The sequence below is a fragment of the Streptomyces sp. NPDC058457 genome (assembly GCF_042720695.1).
Lineage (GTDB): Bacteria > Actinomycetota > Actinomycetes > Streptomycetales > Streptomycetaceae > Streptomyces.
In genome coordinates this window covers 385,039-404,961 of record NZ_JBHXLU010000001.1, presented here as the reverse complement: position 1 = coordinate 404,961, position 19,923 = coordinate 385,039, and the positions used below count along the sequence as shown (strand labels likewise).

The window sequence follows — 19,923 nt, the reverse complement described above, 5'->3', positions numbered from 1 at the left end:
CCGTCCGGGTGCCCTGAACAGGTGCGTTCCCGTGCCCACCCCTAGCGTCGAAGCGACGGGTGAGCGAGGGAGCGGACGTGACCGACACGCGGACACCGCCGAAGGAGCCGGGTGCGGCGCTGCTGAGCGCCGCCCGGTTCTTCCGGCCCGGCACGCCCGCGCCCGACCTGCACAGCGTGGCCCTGACCGGCGGCCGGGAGGCGGACGCCTTCTACCGGGACCGGTGGAGCCACGACAAGGTGGTGCGCTCCACGCACGGGGTGAACTGCACCGGCTCGTGCCGCTGGAAGGTGTACGTCAAGGACGGGATCATCACCTGGGAGACCCAGGAGACGGACTACCCGTCGGTCGGCCCCGACCGCCCCGAGTACGAGCCCCGCGGCTGCCCGCGCGGCGCCGCGTTCTCCTGGTACACGTACTCGCCGACGCGGGTGCGCCATCCGTACGTCCGGGGCGTGCTCCTGGAGATGTACCGGGAGGCGAAGCGGCGACTCAAAGACCCGGTACTGGCCTGGGCGGACCTCCAGAACGACCCCGAGCGCCGCCGCCGTTACCAGCAAGCGCGCGGCAAGGGCGGTCTGGTGCGGGCGAGTTGGGACGAGGCGGTGGAGATCGTCGCCGCCGCGCAGGTGCACACGATCAAGACGTACGGCCCGGATCGCATCGCGGGCTTCTCCCCCATCCCCGCGATGTCGATGGTGTCGCACGCGGCCGGCGCCCGCTACCACTCCCTGATCGGCGCCCCGATGCTGTCGTTCTACGACTGGTACGCGGACCTGCCGGTGGCCTCTCCGCAGGTCTTCGGCGACCAGACGGACGTGCCGGAGTCGGGCGACTGGTGGGACGCGGCCTATCTGATGATGTGGGGCTCGAACGTCCCGGTGACCCGCACCCCGGACGCGCACTGGATGGCGGAGGCCCGCTACCGCGGCCAGAAGGTGGTGGTCGTCTCCCCCGACTACGCGGACAACGCCAAGTTCGCCGACGAGTGGCTGCATCCGCACCCCGGCACCGACGGCGCGCTGGCCCTCGCGATGGGCCATGTCGTCCTGAAGGAGTTCTTCGTCGACCGCGAGACCCCGTTCTTCGCGGACTACGTACGGAAGTTCACCGACCTGCCGTTCCTGGTGACGCTCACCGAGCGGGACGGCGCGTACGTGCCGGGCAAGTTCCTGCGCGCCACCGACCTCGGGCAGCAGAGCGAGGGCGCCGAGTGGAAGACGGTCGTCCTGGACGCCGTCACCGGGCGCGCGGTCATCCCGAACGGCTCCCTCGGCTTCCGCTGGACGGACTCCGGCAAGGGCCGCTGGAACCTCGAACTCGGCGATATCGAACCCCAGTTGACCTTGTACGGCAGTGAGGTGGCAGCCGGGGTCGAGGTGCTGCTCCCGCGCTTCGACACCGACGGCGGCGAGCACGGCCAGGGCAGCGGGGGCGTCCTGCGCCGCGGGGTGCCGGCGACCCGCCTCGGCGGGGCGGACGGCCCGCTGGTGACCACCGTCTACGACCTGCTGCTCGCCCAGTACGGCGTGTGGCGGCACGGCCTGCCGGGCGGCTGGCCCACCCACTACGACGACGCCGACGCCCCGGGCACCCCCGCCTGGCAGGAGCGGCACACCTCGGTGCCGGCCGCCAAGTGCGTGAAGATCGCGCGAGAGTTCGCCCGGACCGCGGAGCGCTCCAAGGGCCGCTGCATGATCCTGATGGGCGCCGGCACCAACCACTGGTTCCACTCCGAGACCATCTACCGCGCCTTCCTGGCCCTGCTCCAGCTCACCGGCTGCCAGGGCCGCAACGGCGGCGGCTGGGCGCACTACGTGGGCCAGGAGAAGTGCCGCCCGGTCACCGGCTGGGCCTGTCTGGCCTCCGCGAACGACTGGTCCCGGCCGCCGCGCCAGATGATCGGCACGGCCTACTGGTTCCTCAACACCGACCAGTGGCGCTACGACCGGTTCGGCGCCGACATCCTGGCCTCACCGCTCGGCGAGGGCAGGTTCGCCGGGATGACGGGCGCCGACTGCCTCGCGCTGTCGGCCCGTTCGGGCTGGATGCCGTCGTACCCGACCTTCGACCGCAGTCCCCTCGAACTCGGTGACGCGTCCGGCGACCCGGTGGCCGGGGCGGTGGCCGAACTCCGGGCGGGCACCCTCAGGTTCGCGTGCGAGGACCCGGACGCCCCGGAGAACTGGCCGCGCGTCCTGACCCTCTGGCGGGCCAACCTCCTCGGCTCTTCGGCGAAGGGCGCCGAGTACTTCACCAAGCACCTCCTCGGCACGCACTCCTCCCTGCGCGCCGAGGAGGCGACCCCGGACCAGCGCCCCCGGGACGTGACCTGGCGGGACGAGGCACCCGAGGGCAAGCTCGACCTGCTCCTCTCCCTGGACTTCCGGCAGACCTCCTCCACCCTGCTCTCGGACGTCGTGCTGCCCGCCGCCACCTGGTACGAGAAGCACGACCTGTCGTCGACCGACATGCATCCCTACGTGCACGCCTTCACTCCGGCCGTGGACCCGCCCTGGCAGGCCCGCACCGACTTCGATGCCTTCAAGGCGCTCGCGGAGCGGCTGAGCGAGCTGGCCGTCACGCATCTCGGGGTGCGCAGGGACCTGGTGGCGGTGCCGCTCCAGCACGACACCCCGGGCGAGACCGCCCAGCCCGGCGGGGTGGTGCGGGACTGGAGACGCGGGGAGTGCGAGCCGGTGCCCGGTCAGACCATGCCGCACCTGACGGTGGTCGAGCGGGACTACCGGGCGATCGGCGCCAAGTTCGCGGCACTCGGCCCACTGGTGGAGCAACTGGGCCTGCCCGCCAAGGGAATCACCCTCAAGCCGGATCAAGAGGTCGCGTATCTGCGGGAGTTGAATGGCGCTGGCTATCAGGGCCGCCCCTCCCTCGACACGGCGGTGAAGGCGGCCAACGCCGTCCTCGCGCTCTCCGGCACCACCAACGGCCGCCTCGCCACCCAGGGTTTCCGCACCCTGGAGCGGCGCACCGGGCAGGAGATGGTCCACCTGGCCGCCGAGCACGAGGGCAGGCGGATCACGTACGCCGACACGCAGGCGGCGCCGGTCCCGGTGATCACTTCTCCGGAGTGGTCGGGCAGCGAGTCCGGCGGCCGCAGGTACACGGCGTTCACCCTCAACACCGAGCACCTCAAACCCTGGCACACGCTCACCGGCCGTCAGCACTTCTTCCTCGACCACGACTGGATCCACGAGCTCGGCGAGGCACTGCCCGTCTACCGGCCGCCACTGGACATGAACAGGCTGTTCGGCGAGCCGCGCCTCGGTCCGGACGGGCAGCGGGAAGTGACGGTCCGTTACCTGACCCCGCACAGCAAGTGGTCGATCCACTCCGAGTACCAGGACAACCTGTTCATGCTCGCGCTCTCCCGGGGCGGCCAGAACATCTGGATGTCCCCGCAGGACGCGGAGGCGATCGGGGTCGGGGACAACGACTGGGTGGAGGCGGTCAACCGCAACGGCGTGGTGGCGGCCCGGGCGGTCGTCTCGCACCGGATGCCGGCCGGCACGGTCTACCTGCACCACGCCCAGGAGCGCACGGTGGCCGTCCCGAAGACCGAGACCACCGGCATGCGCGGCGGCATCCACAACTCGCTGACCCGGCTGATCCTCAAGCCCTCGCATCTGATCGGCGGTTACGCCCAGCTGTCCTGGGCGTTCAACTACCTGGGCCCGACCGGCAACCAGCGCGACGAGGTGACGGTGATCCGCCGTCGCAGCCAGGAGGTCGAGTACTGATGCGTCCGATGGCCCAGATCGCGATGGTGATGAACCTCGACAAGTGCATCGGCTGTCACACCTGTTCGGTCACCTGCAAGCAGGCGTGGACCAACCGGCGGGGCATGGAGTACGTCTGGTTCAACAACGTCGAGACGCGGCCCGGCCAGGGCTATCCGCGCCGCTACGAGGACCAGGAGAGATGGCGCGGCGGCTGGGAGCTGAACCGGCGGGGCGCGCTCAGGCTCAAGGCGGGCGGCCGGCTGCACAAGCTCGCCGGGATCTTCGCCAACCCGAGGCTCCCGGAGATCAAGGACTACTACGAGCCCTGGACGTACGAGTACCGGAACCTGACCGACGCCCCACTCGGCGACGACTACCCCGTGGCCCGTCCGGTCTCCCTGCTCGACGGCAAGCCGATGAAGATCGAGTGGTCGTCGAACTGGGACGACGACCTGGCCGGCGCTCCCGCCCACGGCGACCTGGACCCGATGGTCGAACGCGCCCGCCGACACGCCTCGGACAAGGTGAGGTTCGAGTTCGAGCAGACCTTCATGTTCTACCTGCCGCGCATCTGCGAGCACTGCCTCAACCCGTCGTGCGTGGCCTCCTGCCCGTCCGGGGCGATGTACAAGCGGACCGAGGACGGCATCGTGCTGGTCGACCAGGACCGGTGCCGGGGCTGGCGGATGTGCGTGACCGGCTGCCCGTACAAGAAGGTCTACTTCAACCACGCCACCGGCAAGGCCGAGAAGTGCACCCTGTGTTATCCGCGGATCGAGGTCGGCCTGCCGACGGTCTGCTCGGAGACCTGCGTGGGCCGGCTGCGCTACCTCGGGGTGGTCCTCTACGACGCCGACAGGGTGACGGCGGCAGCCGAGACCAAGGACGAGAAGGCCCTGTACGAAGCACAGTTGGGCGTCTTCCTCGACCCGGACGACCCGGCCGTGCGGCTGGCCTGCGCGGCGGCCGGCATCCCGGACGACTGGACGGAGGCGGCCCGCCGTTCCCCGGTCCACGCGCTGATCAGCAGGTACCGGGTGGCACTGCCTCTGCACCCGGAGTACCGCACGCTGCCCATGGTCTGGTACATCCCGCCGCTGTCCCCGGTCGTGGACGCGCTCTCCGAGACCGGCCACGACGGCGAGGACGCCGACAACCTGTTCGCCGCGATCGACACCCTGCGCATCCCCCTCGCCTACCTGGCCGAGATGTTCGCGGCCGGTGACACCGCCCCGGTCCGCGCCTGTCTGGAGAAGCTCGCGGCGATGCGCTCCCACATGCGCGCGCTCAACCTGGGCGAGGAGCCGGACCCGGCGATCGGCTCCGCGGTCGGGATGCGGCCGGAGGAGATCGAGGCGATGTACCGGCTGCTGGCGATCGCCAAGTACGAGGACCGGTACGTGATCCCGACGGCGGCCGTCGGTGACGCCCGCCGCCTGGAGGAGTCCGCACTGCCCGACGGATGCAGCCTCGACTTCGACGGCGGCCCCGGCATGGGCGGCGACGGCCCCGTCGGCCAGGACTCGGGGCGGAAACTGCTCCCTGTCGTGTCGGTGCAGAACTTCCACGGTCTGCGCAGACGGCAGACCGCCGACACTCCCGACGAGGCGAAGGAGGACTGATGCCCTCGGACGCGGTGTTCTACCAGGCGGCGGCGCTCTGTCTCACCTACCCGGACGACGACTTCATCGCCCGGCTGCCGCTGCTGCGCGAAGCCGCCCCGCAACTGCGGGAGTTCACCGACCACGCGACGGTGACCCCACCGCAGGAGCTGGCCGCGCACTACGTACAGGTCTTCGACTTCAAGAACCGGCACAGCCTCTACCTCAGCTGGTGGCGGGACGGCGACACCCGCCGCCGGGGCATGTCCCTGGTCCGGTTCCAGGACATCTACAAGGCGTACGGCATGGAGTTCACCGGCGAGGAGCTGCCGGACTTCCTTCCCGCCGTCCTGGAGTTCACGGCCCGCACCGGCAACACCGACCTGCTCACCGAGCACCGCGACTGCCTGGCGCAACTCCGGTGCCGCCTCTCCGACTTCGGCACCCCGTACGCGTCCGTCCTGGACGCGGTCTGCGCCACCCTGCCGGCCGCACCGACCGGCGCACGCCGATGACCACCCTCCTGTGGGGCGCCCTGCCCTACATCGCCTTCGCCCTCCTGGTCGCCGGCCTCGTCTGCCGCTACCGCTACGACAAGTACGGCTGGACCAGCCGCTCCTCCCAGGTCTACGAGTCGAGACTCCTGGACATCGCCTCCCCCGTGTTCCACTACGGCATCCTGTTCGTCCTGGCCGGCCACCTCGTCGGACTGTTCGTCCCGGCGTCCTGGACGGGGTCGATCGGCGTCGGCGAGCACACCTACCACCTGTTCTCCCTCTACGGCGGCACGCTCGCGGGCGTCCTCACGGTGGCCGGCCTCGCCCTCCTCCTCTACCGCCGCCGCACCCGGGCCCCCGTCTTCCACGCCACGACGGCGAACGACAAGGTCATGTACCTGTTCCTGGTCGCCGCGATCGTGCTGGGCATGACCGCGAAACTGACCCACGCCTCCGGCGACGGCTACGACTACCGCGCGACGATCGCCCCCTGGGCCCGCAGCCTGTTCACCCTCCGGCCGAACACCGCGCTCATGGCGGACGTCCCGGTCCTCTACCAGTTCCACGCGGTCATCGGCATGATCCTCATCGCCCTGGTCCCCTGCACCCGCCTGGTCCACATGTTCAGCGCCCCGGTGCAGTACCTGTTCCGCCCGTACGTGGTGTACCGGTCGAGGGACCCGAGGCAGTTGGGCCCTCGACCGGAGCGCCGGGACTGGGAGACCACAAAAAGCTAGGTTTCTTTCCGCCACAACGGCGACCAGCCACGACGGCGGAACCGGCGGTGCCTCACCCACCCGTACCCCTCTCCTCGTCCACGATCTCGGCGTCCACCACCCCCTCCTCCTCGGCTGCCGGCGCCCGCTGTTCCTCGGCCGAACCACCGGAGGCGTTCGCGTACATGGCCTGCCCCATCTGCTGGCTCACGCTCGCCAGTTTCTCCACCCCCTGCCGAAGCTCGGCGGTGTCGGTGTCCCGCTCCAGCAGCGCCTTGAGCTCGGCGATCGCCGCCGCCACGTCGGCCTTCGTACCGTCCGGCACCCGCTCCTCGTTCTCCCGGACGAACTTCTCGGTCTGGTAGACGAGTTGCTCGGCCTGGTTGCGGGTCTCCGCGGCCTCGCGGCGCTTGCGGTCCTCCTCGGCGTACTGCTCGGCCTCCCGCATCATGCGGTCGATGTCGTCCTTCGGAAGGGCGGAGCCGCCGGTCACGGTCATCTTCTGCTCGCGGCCGGTCGCCAGGTCCTTCGCCGAGACGTGCATGATCCCGTTCGCGTCGATGTCGAAGGCCACCTCGATCTGGGGCACCCCGCGCGGTGCGGGCGGCAGACCGGTGAGGTCGAAGACGCCCAGCTTCTTGTTGTACGCGGCGATCTCCCGCTCGCCCTGGTAGACCTGGATCCCCACCGAGGGCTGGTTGTCGGCCGCCGTCGTGAAGATCTCCGAACGCCGGGTCGGAATCGTGGTGTTGCGCTCGATGAGCTTGGTCATGATGCCGCCCTTGGTCTCGATGCCCACGGACAGCGGGGTGACGTCGAGCAGCAGCACGTCCTTCACGTCACCGCGGATGACACCCGCCTGGAGGGCGGCGCCGACGGCGACCACCTCGTCCGGGTTGACGCCCTTGTGCGGGTCCTTGCCGGTGAGTTCACGGACCAGGTCGGTGACGGCGGGCATCCGGGTCGAGCCGCCGACCAGGATGACGTGGTCGATCGCCGACAGCTTCACCCCCGCGTCCTTGACGGCCTGGTGGAAGGGCTTCTTGCAGCGGTCCAGCAAGTCGGCCGTGAGCTCCTGGAACTGAGCCCGCGTCAGCTTCTCCTCCAGGTGCAGCGGCCCCTCGGCGGAGGCGGTGACGTACGGCAGGTTGACCGACGTCTCCGTCGACGACGACAGCTCGATCTTCGCCTTCTCGGCTCCCTCGCGCAGCCGCTGCACGGCCATCTTGTCGTTGCTCAGGTCGATGCCGTACTGCCCCTTGAACCGCTGCACGAGATGCTCGACGATCCGCTGGTCCCAGTCGTCGCCGCCCAGACGCGTGTCGCCATTGGTGGCCTTGACCTCGATCACCCCGTCGCCGATCTCCAGGAGCGACACGTCGAAGGTCCCGCCCCCGAGGTCGAAGACGAGGACGGTCTGCTCCTCTCCCCGGTCCAGGCCGTAGGCCAGCGCGGCGGCGGTCGGCTCGTTGATGATCCGCAGCACCTTCAGACCGGCGATCTCCCCGGCCTCCTTGGTGGCCTGCCGCTGGGCGTCGTCGAAGTACGCGGGTACGGTGATCACCGCGTCGGTGACGTCCTCGCCGAGGTAGGCCTCGGCATCCCGCTTGAGCTTCTGCAGCACCCGCGCCGACAGCTCCTGGGCCCGGAACCGGGTGCCGTCGACGCTCCCGCCCTCCGGAAACCGCCAGGCCGCGTCGCCCATGTGCCGTTTGACCGAGCGGGCGGTGCGGTCCACATTGGTCACCGCCTGCCGCTTGGCGACCTCGCCGACCAGCACCTCGCCGTTCTTCGCGAAGGCCACGACCGACGGGGTGGTGCGCGCCCCCTCGGCGTTGGCGACGACGGTGGGTTCACCGCCCTCCAGCAGGGCCACCACCGAGTTCGTCGTACCGAGGTCGATACCGACCGCACGTGCCATGTCCGTCCCCTCTCCACCCGGGCGCTTCCCCGACTCCAGCACAAAACTTGAGCGAGCCGTTGTCAATGCCGGGAGCCCCGTAAACGACGATGCCGCGCCCCACGAGCGGGGGCGCGGCATCGCGGTGGGTACGACGCTCAGGCGAGCTTCGCGTCCAGGGTGATGGTGGTGCCGGTCAGGGCCTGGCTGACCGGGCAGTTCTTCTTGGCGTCCTCGGCGGCGGCGACGAAGCCGTCCTGGTCCAGGCCGGGGACCGTGCCCTCGACGGTCAGGTGGATACCGGTGATGCCGGTGCCCGGCTGGAAGGTGACGTCGGCGTTGGTGACCAGCTTGGTGGGCGGGTTGCCGGCGCCGGCCAGGGCGTGCGACAGCGCCATGGAGAAGCAGCTGGAGTGGGCGGCCGCGATCAGCTCCTCGGGGCTGGTCTTGCCGTTCGCCTCCTGGGAGCGCGAGGCCCAGGTGACGGGCTGCTCGCCGATACCGGAGGAGTCGAAGGTGATGACACCGTTGCCCTCAAGGAGGTTGCCTTCCCAGACGGTGTGTGCGGTGCGCGTGGTTGCCACGATGGATCCTTCCGAACTCTGGCTGTTCCTTGGGATCCCATCCGATCACATTCATCTGGCCTCCACCCCCCGATCGGGGCGTCGACCTGCCGGGAAAGGTCTGTGAATCCCGTCCCGGACGCATATCGGAGGCTCTACAGTCCCTCCCATGGTGGAATTCTTCCAAGTCCTCGGGGGAATAGCCGGATTTGGCGGGATAGCCCTCGGCGTTCTGTATCTGCTCTACCGGGACCTCGTACGCGACATCATCCGCAACCGGATGTTCCGGACCCTCAGCTCCGGGCAGGCCTCCGCGCTGTTCGGCACGGTGGTCGTCCTCGCGTTCGTCGTCGCCGTCCTCGGCGTCTACGCCACGCTCGCGGAGAGCAGGGGCGTACTCCAGTTCCTGGTACTGGTGGGGATGCTGCTGCTGTTCCTGCTGGCCGCCCTGCTCATCGTGGTGCGAGTGGCCACGGGCCCGCGCGCGCCTCGCCCGGGCGGCACGGAGACCGGCACCGAGCGGTCGACGGCGACGGTACGCCGCCATGTGGAGGCCGACGAGCCCGACGCGGCGGAACGCGCCCTGGAGACTTCGCGTCTCGACCGGGAATCCGAGGAGTTCTGGTACTGGAAGGCCCGGATCGCCCTGGCCCGGGGAAATCTCGCGGTCGCCTCCGGGTACGTCGAGGAGGCCCTGAAGCTCGACCGGACGAACCCGTACAGCCTCGCCCTGAAGATCATGCTCCTGCTGCTCGGCAACGACACGGCCGGACGGGACCGGGCCTCCCGGCTGGCCGAGGAGAGCACGGGACTCAGCCCCGACCTCGACGCCTGGCTGCGGCGCCTGCGGGCGGAAAACATGTTCGACGACGGTATGCGCACCCGGACGCAGCTGCAGGCCCGGTGTCCGCTGCCCACGCGTACGACGGAGAGAAGTCATGCCGAGTGAAGAGCCGAGTGAAGACACGACGGGGACGACTGTGCGGCCGGCGATCCTCTATGCCGGTCCGTCGTGGAACGGTGAGACCGACGAGGAGGTGAGTCTGCGGGGCTACCTGGTGCGCCAGCAGGCCTTGCAGCTGGGGCTGGTCCCGGTGGAGCCGGTCGCACGGACACCGGAACAGGTCGACGCACTGCTCGCGGAGCATCCCGACGCCGTGCTTCTGGTCCGTCCCGAGCCGGGGCCCGCCGTACCAGGCACGGACAGCGGTGCGGTGCTGTGGAGCTTATTGCGTGCGGGCGCGGCACTCTGGATGTGTGCTCCGGGGCAGGCCACGAGCGAGGCGGGACGGGCGCTCCGGCCGCTGCTCGGGCACTCTGCGGTCGCCCTGGCCGATCAGGCGCTGGGAAGTGACTCCCACGTTGCCGCGCACAGGCTCGGCCTGATCGTCGAGCTCACGGTTGTCGGCAGTGACGGCGCATGGCGGGCCGCCGACCGGTTCGCCGCCGCACGTACCCGCCCCGGCCGCGGTGCGTGGACGGTGCTCGTCCATCCGGACACGACCGCCCCGGAGCCGTCCGATCGGGACGCGCGTTTGTGGCCGTGGCTTCGGCGGGGGCTGCTGATCGCCTCCTGGGACCTCCCGGATCCCCCGGATCCCCCGGCCAAGAGCGGACGCGCTGCCATCCTGAGCAGTCCGGACGCCATGGTGATGGATCTCGAAGCGGACGAGGCCCGGTTGTACCTCGTACGGGAGGAGCGGCGCCAAGATCATGAGGGACTCACCGCCCGGGTAACCGGAGCACCCCCTCGACGTCGCCGGCAGCCGAGCACCCCGGACAACGCGCTGTACGAGCGCCTCTCGCCCGCCTTTCCCGCTCCCCCCTACTCGCCTCCCGGCGGCCCCTTCCACACCCCCCGCGACACCAGCCGCCCCCTCCCCCACGACGGTCTCTACGTCCGCCGTAACAACGCCTTCGGGACCCGTTCCGTGCTCGGGGCGAAGGAGCTGATCGAGCAGGGGGTCATCATCGGGCAGGAGCACATCCGGTTCGACGACTTCGTGGTGTCCCGGGACGGCCAGGTACCCGGGCCGGGAGCCGGTGAGGCGGTCGCCGTGAGTCACGGACTGGCCGCCGTCGCCGGTGAGTTCAAGGCCAACGAGGCCACCACCCACTTCGTGGAGATCGCGCTCAAGGCGGGCCCGGCCCCGTCCGATCCCGGCCCCGCCGCCGAGCCGCTCCCCGTCAACTTCGTCTTCGTCGTGGACACCAGCAGCTCGATGGACGGGGAGAAACTCGACACGGTCAGGTCCGCCCTGCACACCATCTTCGGCCGGCTCCGCCCCGCGGACTGTCTGGGCATCATCACCTTCGACCACGGGGTGCGCACCGTGCTGCCCGCCGCGACGAAGGAGGACCTGGAACGGTCCGGCAGGTTCACCGCGGCCCTCTCCGCGCTGAGTGCCATGGGCGGCACCGACATCAACCTCGGCGTGAGCTACGGCATCGACGAGATCAGCCGGAACGCCGTGAGCGGCCGCACGGTCAACTGCCTGTACCTCTTCTCGGACGGCGACCCGACCTCCGGCGAACGCGACTGGATCAAGATCCGCACCAATATCGCGGCCCGGCTGCGCGGCGATCTCACCCTGTCCTGCTTCGGCTTCGGCTCCGACGCCCGGATGCCCGAGCTCGCCGCGCTGGCCGGCCTGGCCGGTGGCCACTCGACCTTCGTGACCCGGCCCGAGCAGGTGCAGGCCGACCTCCTCGGCGACCTGCACCGGCGTGATCATCTGGCGGCCATCGACATCCAGCTCCGGCTGGACATCGACCCGGCCGTCGAGATCTGGCACGTGTACGGGCACGACCTGGTCACCGACCCCAGGGCCCGGGCCGAGGTGATCCGGGCAGCCGGTCAGGCGGCCGTCCGGGCCCGGGAGGACTACGGCACGGAGGCGCTGCCCGACATCATCACCGGCGAGAGCGGCATCCGGATCTTCGCCCCGGACCTGGCCTTCGAAGAGACGTACTGGGTGGTCCTCGAAGTCCGGGTGCCCCCGGACCGAGATCTGACCGGCCTGGGAACGGCGGTGGTGCAGTACGTGGACACGCAGGCCCGCGAGAACCGCCGGCACACCCTCGACCTGGCAGTGGGGCACGCCCTCGCGGAGGAGACGGTGCTGGTGCACGGTGTCGGCCTGTGGACCAGCGAGGTCACCTTCTACGCCCTGGACGACCTGTACGACCGCGACAAGGAGGCGGCGAAGAAACGGCTGGAGCGCCATCTGAACACACTGCAGATCGCCCATCGGCATGTGCCGGCCCCCGAGTTCAGGGACGACTCGGTCACCCTGCGCAAGTTCATGTCGCTCGCCGACAGTCTCGGCACCGTGATGTCCTTCAGCGATCATGCGCACGGCGGCGGACTCACCCCCGCGGTCCATGGGATGAACGAGTTCGGCCGGATGCGCTCGGGGTACTCGCCCCGCTGGTGAGACAGGTCGCCGACCGTTCACCGCACCCGGAAGACCGGCCCCCGGGGAGTGAACGGCAGGCGGCGGCCGTCCGGAATCAGATAGGCGTGCTCGCGGCGGACCCGCAGGACGTCGCACCAGCCGTCGGTGATCACCAGGACCGGCGCGGTGGGCGGGAAGTCGTCCGCACGCTGGAGCAGGTCGATGCCCGGCTGCAGGACGGTACCGCCGCGGCCGTGCACCCGGACCCGGCCGGCGATCTCGGTGGTCGGGAGATACCCGGCGTCGTGCGGTGCCGCGTCGCAGAAGACGACGCGTGCGGCCGGTACGTCACGGGCCTCGGCGTAGGAGGCGATCGCGCCCAGGGCCTTGCCGAGCAGGGTGCGGTCCATGGAGCCGGAGGTGTCCAGGACCACCCCGAAGGTGCAGCGGGCGACCTCCTCGGGCGGGAAGTACCGCCCCGCGCGCGGGATGTCCGGGGTGGCCGACTGCCGGCGCGAGGGGCGGGCGTACGACCGTACGGCCTCCGGGCGCGGCACGAACTCGTCGAACCAACGGGCGAGTCGGGCGTCCCACGGCAGCGGCGGATGGCTGAGCGCGCGGATCTCCTCGACCAGGCCGCCGGGCAGCAGGCCCCGGTCCTGCGTCTGGTGCAGGTCGAGCCCCTGGCCCAGACCCCGGCGGTAGAACTCGTCGAGGTCGACATACTCACCGGGCGGCCCGATCGGTGCGCCCAGCACGTCACCGCGCCCCTTGCCGCGCAACGTCGCGAGACGCCGCATCCTTCTCAGGTCGCCGGCGATCCGGTCGTACACCTCCTCGGCCGACAGCCCCTTCAACTCGCCGTCGTACAACAGCCCTTCGGGCATCGCACCCACACGCATCTCGACCAGCCAGCCGTTGATGACGTAGTCGCAGGCGATGTTGAAGAGGTAGGGGTCGCGGGCGCCGAGGCGGTCACCGTGGCGGAGGGCGGCGTGCAGCATCTCGTGGGCGAGGACGAACCGCCACTCCTCGTCGTCCAGCGTGCGGAGCGGGTTGACGTAGATCTCGCCGACCTCGGGGTTGACGGCGGCGATCGCGATGTCGTGGGCGCGGGCCAGTTCGGCGTCGGCGACCAGTTTGATGCCGGCCGCGATGCCGCCGAGCAGCGGATAGGAGGAGACGAACCAGCTCAGCGCCTGTTCCCAGGGGCGCAGCGGGGTCGGCGGCCCCGACATGGAGGTGCGGCGGCCGCCGGCCAGGTCCATCGCCCGGGACATGGTGCGGGTCAGCGCGTGCGCGAACCCCACCTGCCAGTCGGGGACCTGGCCGGCCCACTGGTTCCAGGAGAGCAGGAGCTGGTCGGGTTCACCGCCACTCGTCCCGCCGTGCTCGTAGGCGACCGGGATGCCGCCGGTCCGGCGCCAGCCCGCGGCGAGCCGCTCCTCCTCGCCCTCCGGGTAGGAGGCGGGCAGGTGGTCGGGGGCCTCGCCGACCGGGAAGGTCTGCAGGAAGCGGTTGACGACGGTGCAGCGGGCGGCGAGGTCGTAGCGGTCGGGCTGGGTGCGCGGCCCGGTGGCGGCCGGGAGGTGCCCGAAGCCGAGATGGATGGTGCAGTGCGCCAACGCCCAGGCCCACTCGGCGGGTTCGGCGCGCCGGGTGGAGTGCGCGTGCAGCACGCCGTCCGAGTCGGCGCGCACCAGCCCCTCATGGGGAGCCAGTTCGCACTTCTCGTGCCGGCAGATGGTGAACTCCACCGCCCGCAGCGCGGGGTTGGCCCGCAGCAGCTCGACTCCGGCCGCGAAGTTCTCGGCGGCGGGGTCCTTCTTCTTCGGCTGCTCCTTGCGGGCGGCGGCTCGGCTCATCGCCGGGCCTCCACCAGCCGGGGCATGTCCCGGGCCGCCTCGATCAGGAACCAGGCGGGCAGGACCGGGTTGCCGTCGGCGTCGGAGGCGATGACGGTCTGGGCGACCTCGACGGAGATCTCGGCGAGCTGCACCAGCAGCGACTTGGCGCGGTACGCGGTCTGCCGGCCGTTCGCCGACATGTGTTCCTTGTCTGCGGGCAGTTCCTTGACCAGCCGTCCCCGGAACGACTCGGCCAGGTAGTACAGCAGGTCGCGGTCCTCGATCCGGTTCGGCCACCCCGCGTCCCCCTTCAGGATCGCCTCGATCCCGAACCGGCTGCGCACGATCTTGACGTATCCGCAGAAGGCGGTGGCGTGTGCAGGGGTCAGCGTGCCGTGCGCCAGGACCTTCAGCGTCGCCTCGTCCAGCTCACGCCCGAAGGAGTGCAGGGCGTCGGAGAGCATGTGCCAGGAGCGCGGCGTGGAGAACGGCTCCTCGGTCTTCGGCGGCTTGGACCACAGGTGGTCGGGCCGGTCGGTGAGGTGGTCCAGGATCCACGGGTGGATGCCGTTGCCCGCGGCCCAGGCGAGCCAGTCGTGCGCGGAGGCCTCCAGATGGACGTGGGCCAGCCGGTTGACGAGCGCGGAGGCGATGGGCCGGGCGAGGGCGTTGTCGGTGGCCCGGTTGCCGGCGCCGATGACGATCGAGCCCTTGGGCAGCTCGTAGTTCCCGATGCGCCGGTCGAGGATCAGCGAGTAGAACGCCTTCTGCACATCGGGAGTGGCCGCGTTCAGCTCGTCCAGGAACAGGCAGTACGGCTCGTCCCTGGCGATCGACTCGGGCGGACAGAAGACGGACCGTCCGTCCCGGATCTGCGGAACACCGATCAGGTCCTCGGGCGCGAGCTGCGTACCCAGCAGGCTCACACACTCCAGCCCGAGCGACTCGGCGAACTCCCGCACCAGGGAGGACTTCCCGATCCCGGGCGCACCCCAGATGAACACGGGCCGCACGGTGGCGAGCCCGAGGAGGAGTTCGGGGATACGGGAGGGGGTGACGGATACGGCTGCCTGCAAGAGGCGGCTCCTTGGGGGGTGTTCGAGAGGTTTGCGACTCGAACAGTGTGAGCCCGGAGCATGAGGAACGCAGCTGAATTTCCAGGGGGCTCGCGTGCAGCGCCCCGATAGGGGCGCGGGGCTGTATCGATTTGCGGCTCCGCCGCGTGGGCGCGACCAGCTCCCACCGGCCCGCGGTGAACGAACTACGCGGCCCTCTCCCCCTCCGCAGACAAGGGGACCTGCGGCCCGTCCGCCTCCCGAAGCCACCGCCGCAGCACCCCGTGCACCGCCTCGGCCCCCGCCAGCTCCTCCCCCTCCTCCGAAGGAGCGGAGACGCAGACCGGCGACAACAGGAACGGCCGCCCCTGCGCACCCCCCAGCCCCCCGTGCGACCCGATCTGCTCCTCGAACGCGAGGACTTCACCGCTCTCCGCGTCGTACCACGAGTTCACCATGATGTCGGCGGTGTGCGGAAAGGAGTGCGTCCGCCGCACGGCGTCGGCGGCGCCCGCCCCGAACACGGCCAGCGGCCCCGCAGGGCCGTCGAGCCGGTCGAGCGGAATCTCCGCGCCGTACGCGCCCAGCACCACCCCGCCGTGCTCCTCGCTGCGGACGAGCAGGAACCCGATACCGGGATGGTTGGCGAGGGTGGTGAGCAGCGCCGGGTGGCGGGCGTCCAGCTCCTCCTTGGTCATGCGGTGCGGCACGTCCGGGAAGGAGACCAGGCCGAGGTTGCCGGAGGCGAGCACGATCGGTTCCGAGTCCCGGGTCGGCCGGTGCTTCTCGCCGCCCTCCTCGACCGGCCTGCGCAGCGCCGCGCGGACGGCGGCCCGCGCCTCCGTGCCGCTGTGCGTGCGCTCGGCGCGCCGCGGCACGTGCAGTCCGCACCCGGCGCGGACCAGGTCACCGAGGCTGAGGCCGTAGCGGGTGTGGAAGGTCTCGCCGGGGCTCTGGCCGTGGTCGGAGAGGACGACGATCCGGTACTGCCGGGGGGCGTGCTCGGCGGCCTTCTCGATCAGGGCGAGGGAGCGGTCCAGGCGTTGCAGCACCTTCTCGGCGTCCCGGCTGTGCGGGCCGGAGTGGTGGGCGACCTCGTCGTAGGCGACCAGGTCGGCGTAGACGGCGCTGCGGCCGACGAGCAGGTCGCCCATGACCGCGGCGACGACGACGTCGCGTTCGACGACGGTCGCGAAGGCGCGGACGAAGGGGTAGAGGCCGCCGCGTTTGACGCGCGGGCGCTGCCGGCGGAGCCGGGCCGTGGTGGACTGGCCGATCTCGCGGGCGACCTCGGCGAAGAAGGAGAGTGCGGTGCGGACGGCGTTGGCGGGGTCCGAGAAGTATGCGAAGTAGCCGGCGCGGGAACGGTTCTCCCGGCCGCGGCGGCGGGTGGCTATCGACAGGACGAGGGCCTGTTCGTCGGCGCCGCCGCTGAAGAGGTTGCCGCGGCTGGCGCCGTCCAGGGTGAGCAGTCCGCCGTCGGCGGTGCGCTCGATCGCCCGGCGCTGGAGTTCGGCGGCGCTGGTCGGCCGGTTGCAGACCATCACCTCCCGGTGCTCCTTCTCGTACCAGCGGAAGGCGGGCACGTCGAAATTGGAGCCGTGCAGGATGCCGAGCTGGCTGGCGCCGGTCTGGCTGGACCAGTCGGTGCGCCAAGGGGTGAGCCGGTGGGTGGGCCGGTCTTCCGCTGCTCCCAGCCAGCCGGCCACGGTCGGCATCAGGCCCTTGGCGACCGCGGCGGTGAGGACGTCGTGGCCGACTCCGTCGAGCTGGAGGAAGACGGTGCCGGGGGTGGCCGCGCAGGGCGGGCGGGAACTGCGGCGGCGGGTGGCGAGGCGGGACAGCCGGCGGCGGTAGGCGTCGTCGTCGCGGACGGCGAGGGCACCGCCGGTGGCGGAGGCGACGGCGGACATCACGGCGGCCACGATCACAGCGGTCTCCGGCGCCGCCTCGCTCTGCCCGGAGGGGTTGATGCGCAGGGCGACGAGGAGGAGGGAGCCGTTGAGGAAGAAGACGAGCAGGCCGAGGACGAGGGCGGGCACGAGCAGCAGCAGCCGTACGAGAAGGGGCCAGACGACGGCCGACAGCACACCGAAGGCGCCGGCGCCGAGGGCCGCGGTCATGGCGATGCGGGTGGCGCTGTCACCGTCGGCGGACTGGAGCTGGAAGTCGGGCAGGAGGCCGGCGAGGACCAGCATGGTGACGGTGGAGACCGCCCACACCGTGACGCTCCGTCCGATCTGACTGACGACCCGCCGCCACCGCACGCCCCACCGACCTCACGTCCGCGACCCGCGCCGAGTGCGGATCTGCTCGCGCCAACACTGTCACATGCGGGCGGGCCGGAAGTGGTCGGTGACGGTGGGTTCGGTACCGCCGGACACCGCCGCGGGAGCTGCGCGCCGTGGCGGCGGATTCAGGGGAACTGATGCGCTCGAAGAGCTGGTGCGGGGTCGGTTTTCCGAGTCCGCCGCAGCGGTGCTCGGCCACGACGGCGATGTCCGGCGGTGTCCGGCGGTGCCGTGCCCACGCCTGCCCGGCCGGTGCGGCGCGGCTCCGCTGCTCGACGGCCCCGGCCCTACCGCCCGTCGTAGCCCGCCGTCGGCATCGACAGGCGGCGGTGGACCATGGCCTTCATCCGGGCGTCGTAGCGGGGTTCCGCGCGGCCCACCGTCTCCACCCGGACCCCGCGTCTCGCGCACTCCGCCATGAAGTCCTCGACCGATGACAGCGCGCTCTCCAGGACCCGTCTGCTCGGGGCGACGAAGACGTCGAGGCCCGGGCGGACGCCCGTCCACAGGGCGCTGTGGTCGGGGCGCAGGCCGCGCACCAGGAGTTCGCGGGCGATGACGTAGCCGTGTTCCACGGCCCAGCGCGCGCACATCGCGTGCTGGCTGCGGGAGTCGACCAGGAAGGGGTCGATCTCCAGTTCCTCCAGGGGCGTCAGACTCGCGATCGCGGTCACCCGCACCGGCGCGAGCCCACTGGAGGCACCCCGCACCTGTCCCATGGCGTCCCCCCTCACCTCCGGGTTTCGCCGCCGACCCTACTCCTGCACGTAGGCTTCGGGGAGTCACGCGAAGGAGGCAAAGAGGTGCCGGTGGAGATCACCTGGTGGGGTCACGCCACCTGCACGATCGAGGATTCGGGCATACGCCTGCTCACCGATCCTCTGTTCGCGCGCCGGCTCGCGCACCTGCGCCGCCGCCGGGGTGCCCCGCCGCCGCCCGAGGCCCGTCACGCGGACCTCGCGCTCGTCTCCCACCTGCACGCGGACCATCTGCACGTACCCTCGCTCGCCGGGCTCGCCCCGGGCACGCGCCTGCTCGTGCCCCGGGGCGCACCACGGGCGGTCCCCGCGCTCCGCCGGCTCCGTCAGCTGCGGATCACCGAGGTGGACGTCGGCGACGAGATACACGTCGGCCCCCTCGTCGTCCGGGCCGTACCCGCGCGGCACGACGGCCGCCGGCTGCCGGTCGGCCCGCACCGCTCGCCCGCCCTCGGATACGTCGTCGAGGGCGCGGCGCGGACGTACTTCGCCGGGGACACCGGGCTGTTCGACGAGATGGCCGAGGCGGTCGGGCCGGTGGACGTGGCCCTGCTGCCGGTCGGCGGATGGGGGCCGCATCTCGGCGAGGGGCATCTGGACGCGGGCCGGGCGGCGCGGGCGCTGGCGCTGCTGTCGCCGCGCAGTGCGGTACCGGTGCACTACGGGACGTACTGGCCGATCGGCATGGACGCGGTGCGCCCGCACGAATTCCATGCGCCGGGCGAGGAGTTCGTGCGCCTGGCCGCCGAGTACGCACCGCAGGTGGCGGTGCACAGGCTCGGCCACGGGGAGAGCGTGCGGCTGGAGGTCGCACGGTGAGACTGCTGGTGGTCATGGCGGCCGCCGCCGGCTCCACGGCGGCGACCGCCACCTCGACCGAGTCCACGCAGCAGGCGATCGGGTATCCGACGCTGTTCCTGCTGGTGCTGATCGGGGCGTTGGTGCCGGTGGTGCCGACGGGGGCGCTGGTGAGTTCGGCGGCGGTGGTGGCGTTCCATCAGACGGCGCCGTTCGCGCTGGCGCTGGTCTTCGTGACGGCGTCGCTGGCGGCCTTCCTGGGGGATGCGGCGCTGTACTGGCTGGGGAGGCGGGGGCTGCGGTCGAAGAACGGGTCGCGGTGGCTGGAGGCGATCCGGGCGCGGGCGCCGGAGGAGCGGCTGTCGCAGGCGCAGGGGAAGTTGGCCGAGCACGGGGTTGCCGTGCTGGTGTTGTCACGGCTGGTGCCGGCCGGGCGGATTCCGGTGATGCTGGCGTGTCTGCTGGCGGAGTGGCCGTTGCGGCGGTTCGCGCGGGGGAATCTGCCGGCCTGTCTGGCGTGGGCGGTGACGTATCAGGTGATCGGGATTCTGGGTGGGTCGTTGTTTCCGGAGCCGTGGGAGGGGGTTGTGGCGGCGGTGGGGCTGACCGTTGTCATCAGTGTGGCGCCCAGTGTGTGGCGGCGGGTTCGGGTTGGTGCGGTGCGGGGGTAGCTGCGGGTGGGTGGGGGCTGGTCGCGCAGTTCCCCGCGCCCCATAAGGGGCGCTGCACCAAATAGTCGTTGTATGTGCAAACGGG

At 71.1% G+C, this 19,923-nt stretch carries 14 protein-coding genes; 8 read left to right on the top strand and 6 right to left on the bottom strand.

Annotation, left to right across the window (positions count from 1 at the left end; genetic code table 11):
- Positions 1-77 precede the first annotated feature (77 nt).
- The 4 genes from ACFWPS_RS01825 to narI are packed head-to-tail and all read left to right on the top strand — an operon-like array spanning position 78 to position 6,578.
- Positions 78-3,761 carry a nitrate reductase subunit alpha gene (locus ACFWPS_RS01825; RefSeq protein ID WP_383699731.1) on the top strand — a complete coding sequence of 1,228 codons (3,684 nt, stop codon included), beginning with the start codon at positions 78-80 and terminating at the stop codon, positions 3,759-3,761.
- The gene (gene narH, locus ACFWPS_RS01820; RefSeq protein WP_383699729.1) at positions 3,761-5,365 is read left to right on the top strand and encodes a nitrate reductase subunit beta; all 1,605 of its coding nucleotides are present in this window, start codon (positions 3,761-3,763) and stop codon (positions 5,363-5,365) included. The genes ACFWPS_RS01825 and narH overlap by 1 nt, the downstream gene beginning before the upstream one ends.
- Positions 5,365-5,859: a nitrate reductase molybdenum cofactor assembly chaperone gene (gene narJ, locus ACFWPS_RS01815; RefSeq protein ID WP_383699727.1), complete on the top strand. Its 495-nt coding sequence runs from the start codon at positions 5,365-5,367 to the stop codon at positions 5,857-5,859. The genes narH and narJ overlap by 1 nt, the downstream gene beginning before the upstream one ends.
- Positions 5,856-6,578 (top strand): respiratory nitrate reductase subunit gamma, encoded by a 723-nt coding sequence (gene narI, locus ACFWPS_RS01810; protein WP_383699725.1) that lies wholly within the window; start codon positions 5,856-5,858, stop codon positions 6,576-6,578. Before narJ ends, narI begins: the two co-directional genes overlap by 4 nt.
- A gap of 52 nt (positions 6,579-6,630) precedes the next feature.
- Here narI and dnaK read toward each other — a convergent pair whose 3' ends face one another.
- Positions 6,631-8,478, bottom strand: a complete 1,848-nt coding sequence (gene dnaK, locus ACFWPS_RS01805; RefSeq protein WP_383699723.1) for a molecular chaperone DnaK — start codon at positions 8,476-8,478, stop codon at positions 6,631-6,633.
- A gap of 137 nt (positions 8,479-8,615) precedes the next feature.
- Positions 8,616-9,041, bottom strand: a complete 426-nt coding sequence (locus tag ACFWPS_RS01800) for an OsmC family protein (protein ID WP_383699721.1) — start codon at positions 9,039-9,041, stop codon at positions 8,616-8,618.
- Positions 9,042-9,189: 148 nt separating this feature from the next.
- On the opposite strand from ACFWPS_RS01800, the gene ACFWPS_RS01795 reads away from it, so the two are divergent.
- A complete protein-coding gene (locus ACFWPS_RS01795; RefSeq protein ID WP_383699719.1) occupies positions 9,190-9,969 on the top strand; it encodes a hypothetical protein in 780 nt (259 codons plus the stop codon).
- The gene (locus ACFWPS_RS01790; RefSeq protein WP_383699717.1) at positions 9,959-12,457 is read left to right on the top strand and encodes a VWA domain-containing protein; all 2,499 of its coding nucleotides are present in this window, start codon (positions 9,959-9,961) and stop codon (positions 12,455-12,457) included. Before ACFWPS_RS01795 ends, ACFWPS_RS01790 begins: the two co-directional genes overlap by 11 nt.
- A 17-nt stretch (positions 12,458-12,474) precedes the next feature.
- On the opposite strand, the gene ACFWPS_RS01785 is transcribed toward ACFWPS_RS01790, so the two are convergent.
- The 4 genes from ACFWPS_RS01785 to ACFWPS_RS01770 all read right to left on the bottom strand — a co-directional run bounded on the left by ACFWPS_RS01785 (position 12,475) and on the right by ACFWPS_RS01770 (position 18,330).
- Positions 12,475-14,283 (bottom strand): hypothetical protein, encoded by a 1,809-nt coding sequence (locus tag ACFWPS_RS01785; RefSeq protein ID WP_383699715.1) that lies wholly within the window; start codon positions 14,281-14,283, stop codon positions 12,475-12,477.
- Positions 14,280-15,341, bottom strand: coding sequence for an ATP-binding protein (locus tag ACFWPS_RS01780; protein ID WP_383699713.1), 1,062 nt, complete (start codon positions 15,339-15,341; stop codon positions 14,280-14,282). Before ACFWPS_RS01780 ends, ACFWPS_RS01785 begins: the two co-directional genes overlap by 4 nt.
- A 185-nt stretch (positions 15,342-15,526) precedes the next feature.
- The gene (locus tag ACFWPS_RS01775) at positions 15,527-17,587 is read right to left on the bottom strand and encodes an alkaline phosphatase family protein (protein ID WP_383699711.1); all 2,061 of its coding nucleotides are present in this window, start codon (positions 17,585-17,587) and stop codon (positions 15,527-15,529) included.
- Positions 17,588-17,898: 311 nt separating this feature from the next.
- Positions 17,899-18,330 (bottom strand): hypothetical protein, encoded by a 432-nt coding sequence (locus ACFWPS_RS01770; RefSeq protein WP_383699709.1) that lies wholly within the window; start codon positions 18,328-18,330, stop codon positions 17,899-17,901.
- 84 nt (positions 18,331-18,414) lie between these two features.
- Here ACFWPS_RS01770 and ACFWPS_RS01765 point away from each other — a divergent pair, with 84 nt between their 5' ends.
- Together ACFWPS_RS01765 and ACFWPS_RS01760 are read left to right on the top strand one after the other, a co-directional pair.
- A complete protein-coding gene (locus ACFWPS_RS01765; RefSeq protein WP_383699707.1) occupies positions 18,415-19,188 on the top strand; it encodes an MBL fold metallo-hydrolase in 774 nt (257 codons plus the stop codon).
- A gap of 14 nt (positions 19,189-19,202) precedes the next feature.
- Entirely contained in the window at positions 19,203-19,838 is a 636-nt protein-coding gene (locus ACFWPS_RS01760) for a DedA family protein (RefSeq protein ID WP_383699813.1), read from the top strand.
- Positions 19,839-19,923: the final 85 nt, after the last annotated feature.

Coding starts and splice junctions, on each gene's coding strand:
- ACFWPS_RS01770 (WP_383699709.1), bottom strand. CDS start 18,330: ATGGGACAGGTGCGGGGTGCCTCCAGTGGGCTCGCGCCGGTGCGGGTG.
- dnaK (WP_383699723.1), bottom strand. CDS start 8,478: ATGGCACGTGCGGTCGGTATCGACCTCGGTACGACGAACTCGGTGGTG.
- ACFWPS_RS01785 (WP_383699715.1), bottom strand. CDS start 14,283: ATGAGCCGAGCCGCCGCCCGCAAGGAGCAGCCGAAGAAGAAGGACCCC.
- ACFWPS_RS01795 (WP_383699719.1), top strand. CDS start 9,190: ATGGTGGAATTCTTCCAAGTCCTCGGGGGAATAGCCGGATTTGGCGGG.
- narI (WP_383699725.1), top strand. CDS start 5,856: ATGACCACCCTCCTGTGGGGCGCCCTGCCCTACATCGCCTTCGCCCTC.
- ACFWPS_RS01790 (WP_383699717.1), top strand. CDS start 9,959: ATGCCGAGTGAAGAGCCGAGTGAAGACACGACGGGGACGACTGTGCGG.
- narJ (WP_383699727.1), top strand. CDS start 5,365: ATGCCCTCGGACGCGGTGTTCTACCAGGCGGCGGCGCTCTGTCTCACC.
- ACFWPS_RS01760 (WP_383699813.1), top strand. CDS start 19,203: ATGGCGGCCGCCGCCGGCTCCACGGCGGCGACCGCCACCTCGACCGAG.
- narH (WP_383699729.1), top strand. CDS start 3,761: ATGCGTCCGATGGCCCAGATCGCGATGGTGATGAACCTCGACAAGTGC.